Source organism: Ralstonia sp. 1138 (assembly GCF_040544795.1).
GTDB classification, from domain to species: domain Bacteria; phylum Pseudomonadota; class Gammaproteobacteria; order Burkholderiales; family Burkholderiaceae; genus Ralstonia; species Ralstonia flatus.
The window spans coordinates 819,009-835,972 of record NZ_JBEPKQ010000001.1; the positions used below are offsets into that span (position 1 = coordinate 819,009).

The 16,964-nt window shown below is 66.6% G+C and carries 9 protein-coding genes; 5 read left to right on the plus strand and 4 right to left on the minus strand.

All coding sequences use genetic code 11. The annotated features are described in order from the left end of the window. Positions 1–439: 439 nt before the first annotated feature. Positions 440–1,693: a CynX/NimT family MFS transporter gene (locus ABIC76_RS03550; protein ID WP_354532992.1), complete on the minus strand. Its 1,254-nt coding sequence runs from the start codon at positions 1,691–1,693 to the stop codon at positions 440–442. Beyond that, complete coding sequence (locus ABIC76_RS03555) at positions 1,672–2,127, minus strand: nucleoside deaminase (RefSeq protein WP_354532993.1); 456 nt, start codon at positions 2,125–2,127, stop codon at positions 1,672–1,674. Before ABIC76_RS03555 ends, ABIC76_RS03550 begins: the two co-directional genes overlap by 22 nt. A gap of 95 nt (positions 2,128–2,222) precedes the next feature. Between ABIC76_RS03555 and ABIC76_RS03560 the strand changes: the two genes are divergently transcribed. Next, positions 2,223–3,110 carry a LysR family transcriptional regulator gene (locus ABIC76_RS03560; protein ID WP_102065861.1) on the plus strand — a complete coding sequence of 296 codons (888 nt, stop codon included), beginning with the start codon at positions 2,223–2,225 and terminating at the stop codon, positions 3,108–3,110. A gap of 77 nt (positions 3,111–3,187) precedes the next feature. Here ABIC76_RS03560 and ahpF read toward each other — a convergent pair whose 3' ends face one another. Both ahpF and ahpC read right to left on the minus strand, forming a co-directional pair. Further along, entirely contained in the window at positions 3,188–4,762 is a 1,575-nt protein-coding gene (ahpF, locus tag ABIC76_RS03565; RefSeq protein ID WP_354532994.1) for an alkyl hydroperoxide reductase subunit F, read from the minus strand. Between the two features lie 125 nt (positions 4,763–4,887). After that, complete coding sequence (gene ahpC, locus ABIC76_RS03570) at positions 4,888–5,451, minus strand: alkyl hydroperoxide reductase subunit C (protein ID WP_004627987.1); 564 nt, start codon at positions 5,449–5,451, stop codon at positions 4,888–4,890. 403 nt (positions 5,452–5,854) lie between these two features. On the opposite strand from ahpC, the gene glgA reads away from it, so the two are divergent. Genes glgA through glgB form a run of 4 tightly spaced genes read left to right on the plus strand, consistent with a single transcriptional unit; the run spans position 5,855 to position 16,902 of the window. Further along, positions 5,855–7,486 carry a glycogen synthase GlgA gene (gene glgA, locus ABIC76_RS03575; protein WP_102065859.1) on the plus strand — a complete coding sequence of 544 codons (1,632 nt, stop codon included), beginning with the start codon at positions 5,855–5,857 and terminating at the stop codon, positions 7,484–7,486. A 31-nt stretch (positions 7,487–7,517) separates the two neighbouring features. Next, complete coding sequence (locus tag ABIC76_RS03580; RefSeq protein ID WP_354532995.1) at positions 7,518–11,108, plus strand: maltotransferase domain-containing protein; 3,591 nt, start codon at positions 7,518–7,520, stop codon at positions 11,106–11,108. Further along, positions 11,105–14,599: a maltose alpha-D-glucosyltransferase gene (treS, locus tag ABIC76_RS03585; RefSeq protein WP_354532996.1), complete on the plus strand. Its 3,495-nt coding sequence runs from the start codon at positions 11,105–11,107 to the stop codon at positions 14,597–14,599. Before ABIC76_RS03580 ends, treS begins: the two co-directional genes overlap by 4 nt. Further along, on the plus strand, positions 14,596–16,902 hold the full coding sequence (glgB, locus tag ABIC76_RS03590) for a 1,4-alpha-glucan branching protein GlgB (RefSeq protein WP_354532997.1): 2,307 nt from the start codon (positions 14,596–14,598) through the stop codon (positions 16,900–16,902). Before treS ends, glgB begins: the two co-directional genes overlap by 4 nt. Positions 16,903–16,964 lie beyond the last annotated feature (62 nt).

Sequence of the window (16,964 nt, forward strand, 5' to 3'; positions counted from 1 at the left end):
GGGCGAGATTTGGGTACAGCAGGCGGGGCGTTACAGCGGGCGAGAACCCAAAACGGCTACGTTGCACGCATGCACGCCGGTCGCTGAGTTCTTGAAGAAAAAAAACGGCATGGCTGGCAGCCCGGAAAGTCGCAGTCGGGAAAGCGGGGTCTGAGTGCTTTCCCGACTGTCGGGCGGCTTGCTACTGCCAAACGCTCTGTGTGTCAGAGCGGTCCCCACAAAAGATCGGTTGCCGGGCGCCGGCCCGTGAAGCAGCGGGCGCGCAGCGAAATTCGGTTCGATGCGCCGTGCCTTGGAAGATGTGCCCTGGGAGCGAATCCATCGGCTGCAGCGCTGTCGATGGACACACTATAAATGCGAATGATTCGCATTACAAGCGTTTTCTTTGCGGACCGTGAAAGGACCCTCCTGGGGCGTGGTCACCCGCGCAGCCCGCGCGTTACACCGGTCCGATCGCGGGGGCGTAGCCGCTGGGGGCAAAGCGCAACGTCGTCACCATCGACGCGATCACGATGGCAATCAGCAGCGACCACGGCAATTGAAAACCGCCCGTCAGCTCGCGCAGCCAGCCAACTGCGTAGGGAATGATCCCCGTGATGATGAAGCCGATGCCTTGCACGAACGCCGCCAAATAACCGGCAGCGCGCGCATCGGGCAGGTGATCCAGCGTAAGCGTCAGGCACAGCGAGAACATCGAGCCGAGCCCACCGCCAATGAGCGCAACCCACAGCGTGGTGCCGGTTTGCGGCGCGAGCATCAAGCCGACCATGCCGACGAGCTGCAAGACCAGCACGACCACCAGCCACGGGCGGCGATCGGGCCAGCGGCGCGCGAGCAGCGGTGCTGCCAATGCGCCGATCACCTGGAAGATCGTCATCAGGCCGATCAGGCTGCCTGCGTCCTGCGCGCTCCAGCCGAGCTGACGGTAGAACATCGGCAGCCACGCGATCATGCTGGTGTAGCCGCCGTTGGCCGCGCCAAAGTAAATGGCCAACAGCCATGCGCGCCGGTTGCCGAAGAAATTGAGCACTGGTCCGCGCTGCGCGGGTGCGGCGGCCTCACGCGGCCGAGCCGTCGTCCACAACACAAGGGCTGCCAGCGCCGGCAGCGCCCACACGCCGAGACCGACATGCCAATCTGCGATGTGTGCAATGCGCGGGCTGAGCGTCGCCGCGATACCGCCGCCGGCCATCAGCGAGGCGGAATACAAGCCCAGCGCCATCGGCACACGCTGCGGAAACCACCGCTTGACGAGGCCCGGCACCAGCGCCTGGACAATCGCCACGCCCGTGCCGGCCAGCGCGGCGCTTGCGATCAAGGCGCCGCCGTGCCCAGCCCACAATCGCCACAGGCATGCGCCCGCAATGGCCAGCAGGCTGCATGCCACACCGCGATGCTCGGGCAGCCAGCGCGCAAGCCAGGGCAGGAACAGGGCGACGCTGCCCATGCACAGCACGGGAATCACGGTCAGCAGCGAAGCGCCCTGCAAGCCGAGCCCCGTGCCCGCGCGAATTTCTGCCAGCAGCGGCCCGATGGTCGTGAGAATCGGCCGCAGGTTCATTCCAAGCGCAACCACGACCACGACGCCGAGCCAACCGGCATCAGCGCGCATCGACGGAGTTACGGTATGAGGTGACACCTCGGCGGCGGTGCCCTGTGCGGCCACGTCGCTCACGATTGACGTGCCTGCCATGCTTCGTAAAGGCCCTGCTCGCCCGTGGGCCGGCACGAACGCAGTTGCAACTCGCCGTGCTCCGGTGCGCCCCGCATCTCGGCATACAGCGCGGCGGTCGACATGCCGAAGGGCGCGCCATCTTCGTTCGAATACGCAAAGTACGCCGCGCGAATGCCGCAGCGGTGCATCGCGGCAAAGCACATGGGGCACGGATGGCCGCTCGCGTACATCACCGCGCCGCGCAAGTCCGGCGTGGCCAGCGCACGGCTCGCCTGGCGGATCGCCTGCATTTCGGCATGGGCGGTCGGATCGTGGGTGGCGCGCACCTCGTTCACGGCACGCGCCACGATCTTGCCGTCGCGCACGAGCACCGCGCCAAACGGCAATCCGCCGGCGTTGACGTTACCGCGCGCAAGCTCCACCGCCTCACGCATGTACTGCTCATCGGACATCGGGGTTCTCCACAGACGAAATTGCGGGTCGATTATGGTTGCGCCCCTAAACATGTTCAAATTAAATAGTGAAATGATGTTCAGTGGATTTTCAAATGATTGATCTTCTCTTGCTGCGCAGCTTTGTCACGGTCGTGGATACCGGCAACTTCACCCGGGCGGCCGAGCATCTGCATCTGACGCAGTCGACGGTCAGCCAGCAGATCCTGCGGCTGGAGCAGCAATTGGACTGTCGCCTGCTCGACCGCAGCCAGCGCCAGGTGCTGCCCACCGAAGAAGGCGACCGCCTGCTCGGCTACGCCCGCCGCCTGCTGCGCCTGGCCAACGAAGCGAGCGAGGCGCTCAGCCCCGAGCACACCGGGGGCGTGCTGCGGCTGGGCGTGCCCGAAGACCTCGGCAGCGGCGCGCTGATGCCGCTCATCGCCAGCTTTGCACGCGAGCGCCCCCGGCTGCGGCTGGAAGTGGAAAGCGGCCTCTCTCACCACCTCCTGCGTCTGTATCGCAACGGCGATCTCGACATGCTGCTCGTCAAGCAATGGGGGACTGACAGCGACTGCCATGCGCGCTGGGCGGAGCCGGTTTGCTGGATCGACAGCGCCGAGCGGCCGCACACGCTGCCGCTCGGGCCATCGCAACCTGCGTTGCCGCTGGTGGTGTTTCCAGTGGGCGCGCTGTATCGGCAAGAGATGCTGCATGCGCTGGAATCGATCGGCCAGCCGTGGCGCATCACGTATTCGAGCCCGAGCCTAGCGAGCCTGTGTGCTGCTGTCAGCGCGGGGCTGGGCGTGAGCCTGCTGCCGGCCAGCACCGTGCAGGCCGGGCATCGCGTGCTCGGCGCTGCGGATGGTTTTCCGGAGATCGGGGGGCTGGAACTCGCGCTGTTTGCACGACCGGATCTCGACAGCGCGGGGCGTGCGCTGCGCGATCGCCTTGTCGAGATGTGCGCAGCGCGTGCGCAGGCGCTGCAGTCGGCTGCCGGCTGAACGCCTGGGCACCAAAGAAAAAGCCGGACCCGCTTGTCGCGAAGTCCGGCTCGGTACGGGTACGGCCCAGTTCAGCTTCAGGCAGCTTCCGCCAGCGGCACGCGAATCAGATGATCGAACGCCGACAGTGCGGCCTTCGCGCCATCGCCAGTGGCGATGATGATCTGCTTGTACGGCGTCGTGGTCGCATCGCCTGCAGCGAATACGCCTTCCGCGCTGGTCTGGCCGCGTGCGTCGACGACGATCTCGCCAAAGCGATTGCGTTCGAGCGCGCCGTCCAGCCATTCGGTGTTGGGCACCAGGCCGATCTGCACGAACACGCCTTCCAGCGCGACCGTGTGCTCGACGCCATCGACGCGGCTCTTGTAGCGCAGGCCATTGACCTTCTGGCCGTCACCGGTGATCTCGGTGGTCTGCGCGTTGGTGACGATGGTCGCATTCGGCAGGCTTTGCAGCTTGCGCACCAGCACAGCATCGGCCTTCAGCTCGCTGGCGAATTCCAGCAGCGTGACGTGGCTCACCAGGCCGGCGAGGTCGATGGCCGCTTCCACGCCCGAGTTGCCGCCGCCGATGACGGCCACGCGCTTGCCCTTGAACAGCGGGCCATCGCAGTGCGGGCAGTACGCCACGCCCTTGTTCTTGTACTCCTGCTCACCCGGCACGTTGACGTTGCGCCAGCGTGCGCCGGTCGACAGGATGACCGAGCGGCCCTTGAGCACCGCGCCGTTGGCCAGCGTCACCTCGGCAAGGCCGCCCGGCTTGTCTGCCGGCGTGAGCTTGACCGCGCGCTGCGTGTTCATGATGTCGACGTCGTACTGGCGCACGTGCTGCTCCAGCGCGGCGGCAAACTTCGGCCCTTCGGTCTCCTGCACGGAGATGAAGTTCTCGATGCCCAGCGTGTCGAGCACCTGGCCACCAAAACGCTCGGCCACCACGCCAGTGCGCACGCCCTTGCGGGCCGCGTACACGGCAGCCGCCGCGCCGGCCGGGCCACCACCGACGATCAGCACATCGAACGCTTCCTTGGCGGCCAGCTTTTCAGCATCACGCGCGGCAGCGCCGGTGTCGATCTTGGCGAGGATCTCTTCCACGCCCATGCGGCCCGTGCCGAACGTCTCGCCGTTCAGGAACACGGTCGGCACGGCCATGATCTGGCGTGCCTCGATTTCGCCCTGATACAGCGCGCCGTCGATGGCGACGTGCTGGATGCGCGGGTTGATCACGGACATCACGTTCAGCGCCTGGACCACGTCCGGGCAGTTCTGGCACGTGAGCGACATGTAGGTCTCGAAGCGGAAATCCCCTTCGATATTGCGAATCTGCTCGATGACGTCGGCTTCCAGCTTGGGCGCATAGCCGCCCACTTGCAGCAGCGCCAGCACGAGCGAGGTGAACTCGTGGCCGGTCGGGATGGCGGCAAAACGCACGCTCACATCCGCGCCGGTGCGGCGGATCAGGAACGACGGTGCGCGCTCGGCGGCATCGCGTTGTTCGGTCAGCACGATCATGCTGGACTGCTCGGCCACGTCGCGCAGCAGGTCCATCATGTCGCGGGAGCCCTCGCTGTCATCGACGTTGGCGACCAGCTCAATGGGCTGCACGAGGCGTTCGAGGTAGGCCTTCAGTTGGGCCTTGACATCAGCATCCAGCATGACGACTTCCTTTATTCGTTTTGATTCAGTGACAGGGCGCGGCGCATGCCTGCGCCCTTAAGCAAACGGCCGGCAGAGCCGGCCGTTTTTTCTCGCTGCATGTCTGCAGCAAACAGCCTTACAACTTAGATCTTGCCGACCAGGTCCAGCGACGGCTTGATCGTCTTGGCGCCTTCGTTCCACTTGGCCGGGCACACGTTGCCCGGGTTGTTGGCGACGAACTGGGCAGCCTTGAGCTTGCGCAGGGTTTCCTTCACGTCACGGGCGATGGCGTTGTCGTGCACTTCCATCGTCTTGATCACGCCTTGCGGGTCGATCACGAACGTGCCGCGCAGTGCCAGGCCTTCTTCCGGAATGTGCACGCCGAATGCGTTGGTCAGCGCGTGCGTCGGGTCACCCACCAGCGGGAACTGTGCCTTGCCCACGGCCGGCGACGTTTCGTGCCACACCTTGTGCGAGAAGTGCGTGTCGGTCGTGACGATGTAGACCTCGGCGCCAGCCTTCTGGAATTCAGCGTAGTTGTCCGCTGCGTCTTCCACTTCGGTCGGGCAGTTGAAGGTGAACGCGGCCGGCATGAAGATCAGCACGGACCACTTGCCCTTGAGCGACTCATCCGTGACTTCGATGAACTTGCCGTTGTGGAACGCTTGGGCCTTGAACGGTTGGACTTGAGTATTGATCAGCGACATAGTGGTTTTCGGTTGGGTTGCTTGGTTGACAACGGAGTGGATCGTATCGTCGATCGGTGCATTGCACAAGTTGATTGATATGATTTTACCGATTGTTTTTTTCTATTGCCAGGGCAACCGAGCGCCGCGCGCCCGAAGCGCCGCATGCCTGCAACGTGCGCGTGCGCGCATAGACGAAATTACACATCGCACCCGCAGGTTGCACACGCTGCACGTGTTATCGCAGCGCACACATCACGTCCGGCCTAGGCGGCGTGAGCGACGAGCCACCGTCTTGTCAGCGTCTGTCTGACTGGCATAGGTCTTGCGCGAGGAGGTCGATCGCAAACCTCCGCCGCGCATCGGCGCCCTCCACTGTTCATGCAGCTGGATGACGGCCCGGCAGGCGAATTCCCCCGGGAGCATGACCTTGTCGCTGAACGTTCTCTTCGTCGCTTCTGAAGCTGTGCCGCTGGCCAAGACCGGCGGACTCGGAGATATGGTCGGAGCGTGCGCGAGCGCGCTTCGACGCGCCGGCATGAAAGTCACCGTGATGCTGCCGGGCTATCCCGACGCCATCACGCAGTTGCAGCACACGCGCACGGTGTGCGAGTGGACCGACCTGCCCGGCGGGCGGGCGCGCCTGTTGAGCGGACACATGGGTGCGCAAGGCATTCCGGTCCTGCTGTTCGACGCGCCGGCCCTGTTCGCGCGGCCGGGCAATCCGTATCTGGATGCACATGGCGAGCCGTATGAAGACAACGCGCTGCGCTTTGCGGCGTTCAGCCAGGCGGCTGCGCGCGTGGCCGGGGGCGTGCCGGGCGTGCATCGCGCTGACATCGTGCAGGCGCATGACTGGCATGCCGGGCTGGTACCGCTGTTCGTCAAGCGGGCGCAGGTGCCGGTGAAGACGGTCTTTACCGTCCATAACCTCGCGTTCCAGGGCAATTTCCCGATGCACGTGGTGCCGGACATTGGCGTGCCGCCCGATGCGGCGCACGAAGCCGAGTTCTGGGGCCAGTTCAGCTTCCTGAAGGCGGGCCTGCTGTGGGCTGATCGCATCACCACCGTGAGCCACGCCTATGCGCGCGAAATCCTGACCGACACGGCGGGTTGCGGCATGCAGGACCTGCTGCGCGCGCGACAGCAGGATCTGGTCGCCATCCTCAACGGCATCGACAACGATGTGTGGAACCCCTCGAAGGATCCGCTGCTGCCGCAGCCGTTTGTGGCGTCCAACCTGAGCGGCAAGCACACCGCCAAGCGCGTGCTCCAGCAGCGCTTTGGCCTGCCGGAAGACGCCAAGGCGCCGTTGCTGGCCCTGGGCAGCCGCCTGACGCATCAAAAGATGGCCGACGTGACGTTGCAGGCGCTGCCCCAACTGCTGGAATCGAACCCGCAATTGCAGGTAGCCGTGCTCGGCTGCGGTGAACACGCATACGAGACCGGCATGGCGGAACTGGCGGCGCGCTATCCGCGCCAGGTGGCCGCCAAGATCGGCTACACCGAGGCCTATGCCCACCTGCTGCACGCCGGCGCCGATATCCTGCTGCATGGCAGCCGCTTCGAGCCGTGCGGCCTGACGCCGCTCTACTCGATGCGCTACGGCACCGTGCCGATCGCCTCGCGCGTGGGCGGCCTGATGGACACCATCACCGACCACGGCTCGCCCGAAGCCGCCATGCACGGCGCCACAGGTTTCCTGTTCGACGGCGACACCGCCGACGCCATGGTCGCCGCCGTGGAGCGCGCGTTGCACGTCTTCGCCCAGCCGCAGGCGTGGCGCATCCTCCAATACAACGGCATGACGACCGACTTCGGCTGGTCGCAACCTGCCCGCGAATACATCGCGCTGTACCGCACGCTGGTGCCGGCCGCCACGCCCATGCCCGCTGTGGCGCTGGTGCAGACGCCCGTCGCACCGGACGTTGTGCACACGCCCCGCCCCGACCAACCTGTGCGTACGCCGGCGCGGCGACGCTCGACGGCGCTGTCCGACGAGATCCGAGCGCACGCGGTGGCGCGCGCCGCCAGTGCCGAAAAAATCCGTGCCTGACCGCGCCTGACGCCCTGCCCCGCTTTCACGCATGCCAGAGACCAAGTCGCCCAAGCCCGCTACGCCTCGTAAAACCACTGCCGCACTGAAGGCGGCCAAGCCGCCCGGCAGCAACGCCAAATCGGTCACGAAGCCGGCCGCGCCGCCCGCCGAAGGGCCGCCGGCTGCGGTGGAAGCTCCGTATGCGCCCGCCATCTGCTACGTCCATCCGCTGCAATTGGGCAGGCTCGACCGGTGGGACGGCGTGCTCGATCGCATCGCCGCACTGGGTTTTGACCATGTGTTGATGGCGCCGCCGTTTGCCGTGGGTGCGGCCGGCAACGTCTTCGTCACGCGGGACCATGCGCAACTGCATGCAGCACTGGGCGGCGGGCCGGCCGACGCCGCGCTCGCCACGCTGGCCGAAGGGTGCCGCGCGCGCGGGCTGACGCTGTTGCTCGACCTCGTAATCGACCGCGTTGCCGTCGACGCGCCGCTGCGTGCCGACCACCCAGACTGGTTCGCCAGCCACGCCGAAGACGGCGACGCGCTCGACCCACGCCTGCCGCCGTCGCATCTGGAGGTCGCCTCCTTCCGGCACGACGACCCGCGCACCGCCGACGCCATCCTCACATGGTGGACGCAGCAGTTGCGCAACTGGGCCGCATTGGGCATCGGCGGATTCCGCTGCGAAGCGCCGGGCCGTCTGCCTGCCGAACGTTGGCGCACGTTGATTGTCGACGTGCGCAAGGAGACCGCTGCCGTCCGCTTCCTCGCGTGGACGCCCGGCATGGACGGCGCGGCCATCGATGCACTGGCCGGTGTCGGCTTTGACGCGACGTTTTCGTCGCTGCGCTGGTGGGATTTCCGCGCCGGCTGGATGGTGGAAGAGCACGCGCGCCTGGCCGCCGTCGCACCGCCCATCGCCACGGTGGAAGCGCCGTTCGGCACGCGCTACGGCCAGGCATTCGGCGACGCGATGATCCGTGAACGCGCCTACCGCCGTCTCCTGCACGTGGCGGACACGCTCGATGCCGGCTGGCTGATGCCGCTGGGCTTCGAACGCGGCGCACTGCTGCCGATGCTGGCCGAGCGCGGTGATCCCTCCGACCAGCAATGGATCGACGCGCATGCCGCATTCGACCTGAGCGACGCGGTGCGCGATGTGAATGCGACCATCCGCGCCGCACGCCAGACGAATACCGTCGCGCCGCACGCCGAACTGCGCATGCTGACGGGCCCCGACGCGCCCGCCACCGCGCTCTTGCGCGCCGACGGCCCGGACCTGCGCGCAGGCGATGCCGCCACACTGACGGTCATCAATCCCGACCTGTACATGGGCGTGTCGGTGCATGCCGACCACTTCCTGCCCGGCGTGGCCGGCGGCTTTACGCGCGGCGTGGCGCTCGATCTGCTGACGGAACCGGTCGGCAGTTGCGACGACACGCTGCGTGCCAATGCGCGTCCGTTGGCGGAGATCGATCTGCTGCCCGGCGACGTGCAGGTCTGGCGCGTCTTCCGCAACGCCCCGGTGCGCACGCCCGCCGCAGGCAAGCCGGCCAGGAGCCCGCGCGCCAAGGCCGGCGAAGCGAAGGACCCCGTCAACGCTGCCATTGCCGCACCGCGCATCGGTATCGAACAGGTGCAGCCCTCCGTTGAAGACGGACGCTTTGCCGTCAAACGCCTGGTGGGTGACGACATCGTCGTCGAGGCCGACGTGCTGATGGACGGGCACGACAAATTGGCCGTCCACCTGCTGTGGCGCGCTCAGGATGAAGACCCCTGGCAGCACGTGCCGATGGTGGCCCTGGGCAACGACCGCTGGCGCGGCGCATTCCGGCCGGAACGGCTGGGGCGGCACGTGTACGCCGTTGCCGCATGGCGCGATGCCTTCGGCACCTATCGCTCCGAACTCGAGAAGAAGCACACGGCCGGTGTCGACGTGACGCTGGAGCTGGAAGAAGGCGCGCGGCTGGTCGCACAGGCAGCCGAGCACGCCCCCCAGGACGCCGCTGCCGACGCGCTGCACAAGCTTGCCCGACTGCTGGCGGAAGCCGATCACGCGCACCGTCTCAAGCTGCTGCTGGACCCGGTGACCGCGCAGGTGATGGCGCAGGCCTCGCACTACCGGCCGTTCTATGTCGAAAGCGTGACGTACCCGCTCGACGTGGAGCGCGCCGGCGCAGCGTTCGCAAGCTGGTACGAACTGTTCCCACGCTCGGCGTCGGATGACGAACAGCGGCACGGCACCTTCGACGATGTGATCCGCCGCCTGGGCGCCATCCGCGGCATGGGCTTCGACGTGCTGTACTTCCCGCCCATCCACCCCATTGGCCGCACCAATCGCAAGGGCCGCAACAACAGCCTGCGCGCGGAGCCAGACGACCCCGGCAGCCCGTACGCGATTGGCGCTGCCGAAGGCGGACACGACGCCATCCATCCGCAGCTCGGTACGTTGGAAGACTTCCGCCGTCTGATGCGCGCCGCGCGTGAGAAGGGGCTGGAGCTGGCGCTGGACTTCGCCATTCAATGCTCGCCCGACCACCCCTGGCTGCGCGAGCACCCCGGCTGGTTTGCATGGCGCCCCGACGGCAGCATCAAATACGCCGAGAACCCGCCCAAGAAATACGAAGACATCGTCAACGTCGACTTCTATGCCGACGACGCCAAGCCCAGCCTGTGGACGGCGCTGCGCGACGTGGTGATGTTCTGGGCGGACGAAGGCGTGCGCCTGTTCCGCGTCGATAACCCGCACACCAAGCCGCTGCCGTTCTGGGAATGGATGATCGGCGAGGTGCGTGCGCGCTATCCGGATACGGTGTTCCTGTCGGAAGCCTTTACGCGGCCCAAGGTGATGTACCGGCTGGCGAAGGTCGGCTTCTCGCAGTCGTACACGTACTTCACGTGGCGGCACACCAAGCAGGAATTCATCGATTACCTGACCGAGCTGACGCGCACGCCGGTGCGTGAATATTTCCGCCCGCACTTCTTCGTCAACACGCCGGACATCAACCCGGTGTTCCTGCAGACCTCGGGCCGGCCGGGCTTCCTGATTCGTGCGGCGCTGGCGGCCACGCTGTCGGGCCTGTGGGGGGTCTATAACGGCTTCGAGCTGTGCGAAGGCGCCGCGGTGCCCGGCAAGGAGGAGTACCTCGACTCCGAGAAATACCAGTTGCGTGCGTGGGACCACAACCGCCCCGGCAACATCGTCAAGGAAATCGCCCTGCTCAACCGCATCCGCCGCGCCAACCCGGCGCTGCACTCGCATCTGGGCGTGACCTTCCAGCCGGCCTCGGGCGACCAGATCCTGTTCTTCAGCAAATCGACGCCGCCCGTGCTGCCCGCACGGTTGGAAACCTCGCAGACCGAGCTGGCCAACGCCCTGTCGCCGGACCGCTTTGGTGACAACACGGTGTTCGTCGCCATCAACCTCGACCCGCACCACGCGCACGAATCCGACATCGAACTGCCACTGTGGCAATGGGGCCTGCCCGACCACGGCGCGCTGATGGCCGAGAACCTGGTCAACGGCCAGCGCACGGTCTGGCGCGGCAAGTGGCAGCACATCCGCCTTGAACCCGAGCAGCCGTTTGCCATCTGGCGCGTGCGCCCGGCCCTGCCTTCGGAGGAAAACCCGTCATGACGCGCAATCCGACCGCGCTGCTGGTGGACGACGCGCTCTGGTACAAGGACGCCGTCATCTATCAGCTGCATGTCAAATCGTTCTGCGATTCCGACAACGACGGTGTCGGCGACTTTCCCGGCTTGATCTCCAAGCTCGACTACATTGCCGAGCTGGGCGTGGACGTCATCTGGCTGCTGCCGTTCTACCCATCGCCGCGCCGTGACGACGGCTACGACATCGCCGAATACCGCGGCGTGCATCCCGATTACGGCACCATGGCCGACGTGCGCCGCTTCATTGCCGAAGCGCATGCGCGGGGCCTGCGCGTGATCACGGAACTGGTCATCAACCACACGTCGGATCAGCACCCGTGGTTCCAGCGCGCGCGGCGCGCCAAGCCGGGGTCTGCGCTGCGCGACTTCTACGTGTGGTCCGACAACGACAAGAAATACGCCGGCACGCGCATCATCTTCATCGATACCGAGCCCTCCAACTGGACGTGGGACCCGGTGGCCAATGCGTACTACTGGCACCGGTTCTATTCGCACCAGCCCGATCTCAACTTCGACAACCCGCGCGTGCTCAAGGCCGTGATCGGCGTGATGAAGTTCTGGCTCAACCTCGGCGTGGATGGTCTGCGGTTGGATGCCGTGCCGTATCTCGTGGAGCGCGAAGGCACGTCGAACGAGAACCTGCCCGAGACGCACGAAGTGCTGCGCAAGATCCGCGCGGCCATGGATGGGGAATTCAAGAACCGCCTGCTGCTGGCCGAGGCCAACCAATGGCCGGAAGACACGCAGGAATACTTCGGTGCCGGCGACGAATGCCACATGGCGTTCCACTTCCCGCTGATGCCGCGCATGTACATGGCGATCGCGCGTGAAGACCGTTTCCCGATCACCGACATCATGCGCCAGACGCCGGAGGTGCCGCCCGGCTGCCAATGGGCCATCTTCCTGCGCAATCACGACGAATTGACGCTCGAAATGGTGACCGACGCCGAGCGCGACTACCTCTGGGAGGTCTACGCGAGCGACCGCCGTGCGCGCCTGAACCTCGGCATCCGCCGCCGGCTCGCACCGCTGCTCGAACGCGACCGCCGCCGCGTCGAGCTGATGAACAGCCTGCTGTTCTCCATGCCCGGCACGCCCGTCATGTACTACGGCGACGAAATCGGCATGGGCGACAACATCCATCTGGGCGACCGCGACGGCGTGCGCACGCCGATGCAATGGTCCCCCGACCGCAACGGCGGCTTCTCGCGCGCCGACCCCGAACAGCTCGTGCTGCCCGCCATCATGGGCTCGCTGTACGGCTATGAATCGGTGAACGTGGAAGCGCAAAGCCGCGACGCGCATTCGCTGCTGAACTGGACACGCCGGCTGCTGGCCACGCGCAAGCGGCATCGCGTGTTCGGGCGTGGTTCCATCCAGTTCCTGCAGCCTTCGAACCGCAAGGTGCTGGCGTATATCCGCGCGCTGGAGGGCGAGGCGCCCATCCTCTGCGTGGCCAATCTCTCCCGCGCCTCGCAGGCTGTGGAGCTGGACCTGTCCGCCTTTGCGCAGCGGGTGCCGGTGGAGCTGATCGGCGGGACGGCGTTTCCGCCCATCGGGCAGTTGTCGTATCTGCTCACGCTGCCGCCGTACGCCTTCTACTGGCTGGAGCTGCGCGAGAACGAGCCGGGGCCGACCTGGGCGCAACCGGCCGCCGAGCAATTGCCCGAGTTCACGACGCTGGTGCTGCGCGCCGGCCTCGATGCGGTGGCCGACACGCGGCAGCGCGAGGCACACCGTCAGTTGATCGAACGCGAAATCCTGCCGACGTATCTGCCCAAACGCCGCTGGTTTGCCGCCAAGGACAGCGTGCTGCGTAGCGCGAAGTTTGCGTGGGGCGCGACCGTGCCGGTAGATGCCGCCTCCACCAACCGCCCGCTGGCCGGGGCGACGCGGCCCGAAGTGTTCCTCAACGAAGTGGCCGTCACGCTGGGCAGCCCCGACGGCACCGAGCGCGTCGAGCGCTACCTGCTGCCGCTGTCCATCGCCTGGGAATCGTCAACGCTGCCGGCCCTGCCCATCCAGCTGGCGCTGGCGCGCGTGCGGCGCGGCCGCCATGTCGGCTACCTGACCGACGCCTTCACCACCGAGACCTTCGCCCGCGCGCTGCTCACCAACCTCGTGCGCGGCACCACGCTGGAAGCCAATGACGGCACCGTGCATTTCGAGCCCGAGCCGAACCTCGCGGAGCTGGCCCAACCTGCCGAGGCGCCCGAAGCCGGCAGCAAGCGGCCTGCGCCGCTGCCTCTGGCACCGGACACGCCCATCCAGTGGCTGGCGGCCGAGCAATCGAACAGCTCGCTGGTGATTGGAGAGTCCGTCATCGTCAAGCTGATCCGCCGTATCGCGCCGGGCATCCACCCCGAAGTGGAGATGACGCGCCACCTCACGCGCGTGGGCTATGCGAACACGGCGGCGCTGATCGGCGAGGTGTCTCACCACGCTGCCGACGGCGAACGCGCCACGCTGGCCGTCATGCAGAGCTTCGTTCCCAACCAGGGCGATGCGTGGACGTGGGCGCTCGACTACCTGCGGCGCACCATCGACGAACTGGCCGTACAGATGGAAGGCGTGACCACGGGCGATGGCGAATCGTCTCCGGTCGCCGTCTCGGAAGCGCGCGTGGATACCGACGAGGCATTGGCCGGCTACGTCAACTTCATCGGCGTGATCGGCACGCGGCTGGGCGAATTGCATGCCGCATTGGCGGCGCCCACCGAAGACCCGAACTTCGGCGCGCGCCTTGCCGACACCGACGATGCCGCCTACTGGATTGCCCGCGTGAGCGAACAACTCACCCGCGCGCACGACAACCTGACGGCATGGCAACGGCAAAACCCCGACAGCGCGTTGCAAGCCGACGTGCAATGGCTGCTGTCGCAACATCAGGCACTGCTCGACGCCGCCCGCACGCATGCCGAAGACGGCCTTGGCGCCACGCTGTCGCGCATCCATGGCGATTTCCACCTCGGCCAGGTGCTGGTAGCACAGGGCGATGCCTTCCTGATCGACTTTGAAGGCGAACCTTCGCGCCCTGTCGAGGAACGCCGGCGCAAGACCAGCCCGCTGCGCGACGTGGCCGGGCTGATGCGCTCGCTCGACTACGTGGTGGGTGCCATGCGGCAAAGCCCCGAACACGTGGCGGGGCCCGCGCAGGAACGCCGCGACATCCTGCTGGAACGCTTCCGCGCTGCCTCCACCGAACGCTTCCTGGAGGCGTACGCGGCCGCCATTCGCGGGCCCGATCTGAGCGCGGTGGACCAGCCCGTGGTCGATCTTCACCTGCTCGATCTGTTCCTGCTGGAAAAGGCCGCGTACGAGGTCAACTACGAAGCATCCAACCGCCCGACCTGGCTGCCGATTCCGCTGGAAGGCTTCACGCGGGTGGCACGTCGCCTGCTGCATGCAGAGCCACCACCGCCTGCTGCGGAAGACTCGACCGGAGGCCCACCGTGACCGCGCTCGACTTTGCCACCCCAACCAAAACCGCCACCGAACCCGAGGCGCCGATCGTGCTGCCGCCGGGCGTCGACCAGATGCGCGTGGATGCGCTCACGCATGGCCGTCTGGGCGATCCGTTTGCCGTGCTGGGCCCGCATCGCCTGGACACCGACGACGGCGCGCGCTGGGTTGTGCGCGCTTTCTACCCGGGCGCACGCCGCGTGCAGGCCATCGACTCGCGCGGCCAGATCATCACGGAGATGACGCCGGTCGGCCGCACGGGGCTGTTCCACGGCCCGCTGCGTGCCGATGCGCAGGACGTGTATGGCCATCCGGAGCTGTATCGTCTGCGCATCATCTGGCCTGCGGGCACCGGCCATGAAGCCGTGCAGGAAACCGAAGACCCATACGCCTTCGGGCTGCTCCTGGGCGACCTGGACCTGCATCTGCTCAACGAGGGCACGCACTGGGCGCTGGCAAGCTGCCTGGGCGCGCAGGCGATGCGCATCGACGGCATCAGCGGCGTGCGCTTTGCGGTGTGGGCACCGAATGCGCAGCGTGTGTCGGTGGTGGGCGAGTTCAACCAGTGGGACGGCCGTCGCCACCCCATGCGCCTGCGCCATCAGGCCGGTGTGTGGGAACTGTTTTTGCCCAGCGGCCTGGGCGTCGGCCCCGGCGCGCGCTACAAGTTCGAACTGATCGGCGCCGACGGCCGGCTGATGGTCAAGGCCGACCCCGCCGCCCGCCAGACCGAACCGCCGCCCGCCACCGCCTCGGTGGTGGCCGACCCGGCGCCGCTGCGCTGGAACGACGACGCGTGGATGCAAACGCGCGCCGAACGCCAAAAGCCCGACGCGCCCATCAGCATCTATGAAGTGCATGCCGGCTCCTGGCTGCGCGATCTGGAAGACGGCGGCCGCAACCTGCAATGGGACGAGCTGGCCGACCGGCTGATCCCGTACGTCACGGCGCTCGGCTTCACGCACATTGAACTGCTGCCGGTGGCGGAGCATCCGTTTGGCGGCAGTTGGGGCTATCAGCCGCTGGGGCTGTTTGCGCCCTCTGCGCGCTTTGGGGCGCCGGAGGCGTTTGCGCGCTTTGTCGACCGCTGCCACCAGGCTGGCCTGGGCGTCATCGTCGACTGGGTGCCCGCGCACTTCCCGACCGACGCGCACGGGCTGGCGCAATTTGACGGCACCGCGCTGTACGAACACCAGGACCCGCGCGAAGGTTTCCATCAGGACTGGAACACGCTCATCTACAACTTCGGCCGCAACGAAGTGCGCGGTTTCCTGATCGCCAGCGGGCTGGAGTGGCTGGAGCGCTTCCATATCGACGGCCTGCGCGTGGATGCCGTGGCGTCGATGCTCTATCGCGACTACTCGCGCCGCGCCGGCGAATGGGTACCCAACCGCTACGGCGGCCGCGAAAACCTGGAGGCCGTGGCGTTCCTCCAGCAAATGAACACGGTCGTGCACGAACGCTGCCCCGGCGCCATCACCATCGCCGAAGAATCGACCGCGTGGCCCGGCGTGACCGCGCCCGTCGAGTTCAACGGCCTGGGCTTCGACTACAAGTGGAACATGGGCTGGATGCACGACACGCTGCACTACATGCAGCGCGACCCGGTGTACCGCCAGCACCATCACGACGGCATGACGTTCGGGCTGGTGTACGCGTTCTCCGAGCACTTCATCCTGCCGATCTCGCACGACGAGGTGGTGCACGGCAAAGGCTCGCTGCTCGGCAAGATGCCCGGCGATGAATGGCAACGGCTGGCGAACCTGCGCGCGTACCTCGCGTTCATGTGGACGCACCCGGGCAAGAAGCTGCTGTTCATGGGCAGCGAGTTCGGGCAAGTGGGCGAATGGAACCACGATGCCTCGCCCGAATGGCACCTGTTGGACGACCCGCGGCACCGTGGCGTGCAGCGGCTCGTGCATGACCTGAATGCGCTGTACCGGAACGAACCGTCATTGCATGCGCGGGACACCGCGCCGGAAGGGTTCAACTGGGTGATTGGCGATGACCGCACCAACAGCGTGTTTGCGTTCCTGCGGCTGGATGGCGAAGGGCGGCCGATGCTCGTGGTGGCGAATATGACGCCGGTGCCGCGGGAGGGGTATCGCATTGGCGTGCCACCGGCGGACGGGGCCACGCAGTGGCGGGAGGTGCTGAACACGGATGCTGCCGTGTATGGCGGCAGCGATTTCGGGAACGGCGGGGCGGTGGATGTGGACCACGTGGCGGCGCATGGGCAGGGGCAATCGTTGGTGTTGCGGCTGCCGCCGTTGGGGGTTGTGGTTTTGAAGGTTTGATTTTTGTTTTGGGTTTTTTGTTTTGGTGTTGGTGGTTTGCCTTTCTTTCATCCCCTGTCGGG